The 1,604-nt window shown below is 38.9% G+C and carries 3 protein-coding genes and 1 pseudogene; 1 reads left to right on the forward strand and 3 read right to left on the reverse strand.

All coding sequences use genetic code 11. From position 1 onward, the window contains the following. The coding region (locus GMD6S_RS08995; protein WP_272942653.1) for an MATE family efflux transporter at positions 1-266 on the reverse strand (266 nt) is incomplete at its 3' end. A 109-nt stretch (positions 267-375) separates the two neighbouring features. Between GMD6S_RS08995 and GMD6S_RS09000 the strand changes: the two genes are divergently transcribed. Further along, on the forward strand, positions 376-930 hold the full coding sequence (locus GMD6S_RS09000) for a GNAT family N-acetyltransferase (RefSeq protein WP_000060284.1): 555 nt from the start codon (positions 376-378) through the stop codon (positions 928-930). 131 nt (positions 931-1,061) lie between these two features. On the opposite strand, the gene GMD6S_RS09005 is transcribed toward GMD6S_RS09000, so the two are convergent. Beyond that, positions 1,062-1,256, reverse strand: a complete 195-nt coding sequence (locus tag GMD6S_RS09005; protein ID WP_000415527.1) for a PspC domain-containing protein — start codon at positions 1,254-1,256, stop codon at positions 1,062-1,064. Positions 1,257-1,385: 129 nt separating this feature from the next. After that, a pseudogene (locus GMD6S_RS12750) lies at positions 1,386-1,604 on the reverse strand (recombinase RecA); the annotation flags it as partial.

Raw genomic sequence — 1,604 nt, forward strand, 5'->3', positions numbered from 1 at the left:
AAATTACGAGCCCCATAATAGCGGGCAATGACGATCCCCATCCCATTGCCAACACCAAGCGTAAAACCTATAATCAAATCAAAAATGGCAGTTGTCGCCCCTACTGCAGCCAAAGAATCTTGACCAAGAAAACGCCCAACAATCAAGACGTCAGCTGTATTATAGAGTTGTTGGAAAATATTTGACAGCAAGATTGGAAAGGCAAAGCTTAACAGCGCAGGAAGAATAGGACCATGTATCAAGTCCACGGATCGTTTCTTATTCATAAAGCTATTATATCAGCTTTCTAATGGAGCGACAAGACTCTGTCACTAAGTTTGAAATCAATTGCTTACAGAGAGACAATTTGCTATAATCAAGAAAAGGAGTTCATTTATGAGTTTGACCAGTCAATTAATTACCGATGTATTTCCTGATCTGGATAAGGTTGAAAAGCTAAACAAAGAAGCTTTTCCCGAGGAAGAACGAGTCCCTCTGTCTGAGTTCTTGCGCTATCAGGACCGAGAAGACGCTCACTTTTTTGCCTTTTATAACCAAGAAGAGTTTGTCGGCTTTGCTTTTGCCATCTCCAATCCAAAGGCCTTCTATATCAGTTTTTTTGCCATCATGCCCCACCTGAGAAGCCACGGGTATGGAAAGGAAATCATCGAAAAGCTGACTGATTTTTACCAGCGAACCATGTTACTCGAAGTCGAGCGATTGGATGAAGAATGCGATAACTTGGAGCAAAGGAAGGCTAGAATGGACTTCTATCGACAAAATGGCTTTAAAACAGCCAACGCTTTCCTTGAGTACGATGGTTTGAGTTTTGAAATCCTCTATCGTGGCGACTATTTTGACGAAGAAGCCTATCGCGACATCTTCCAAAAGTTACAAAATGAACATTATTTTGACTTTCATATAGAGTATCGTCGTTTTAGTGACCATTAAACAAGACTTATCCATCCGGTGAAGAACCTCTCTTTTTCGATAGAAACTACATATAAAAATGCATGTAATCTACGATTACATGCATTTTTTATTTTCAACTGATCAGAATAAACTTTTATTCTCTCTATGGCTTAAGCTTCTGCATTGCCTTCCGGAAGAAGGAAGTAGAGAATAGCATAAGCTAAGATTCCAGAACCACCAAGTAGGGTGAAGATAATCCAAAGTGCACGAACAAGTGTGTGGTCCATGTTAAAGTAGTCACCGATACCAGCACAAACACCAGCAATCTTTTTGTCTTGTACGTTTCGAACAAGGCGTTTTTCCATTATAGTAGTCTCCTTTTTATAGAATGATTTAATTTTTTTGATTAAATACTCTTTTATTACGCTTTTGAAGCTTATGGAGACTTAATATTTAAACATAAAAAGCAGAGAAAGACTTCTCCGCTTTTATTTTTAATCTTCAATTTCGATTTCGAGTCCGTCGCCTAGGTCAAGTGTTACTTCTTGGTTAGGTGCTAAATCTTCTGCAACAGAGGTAGGAGTTGTTCTTTCTTCATCTTCAATCAAACCATATTGAACACGGACTTGGTGGTCAATGGCATCAAAGATTTCTGGGTGATCCGCCAAGTATTTCTTAGCATTTTCAGATCCTTGTCCGATTTTTTCACCCTT

The sequence above is a fragment of the Streptococcus sp. GMD6S genome (assembly GCF_000297015.1).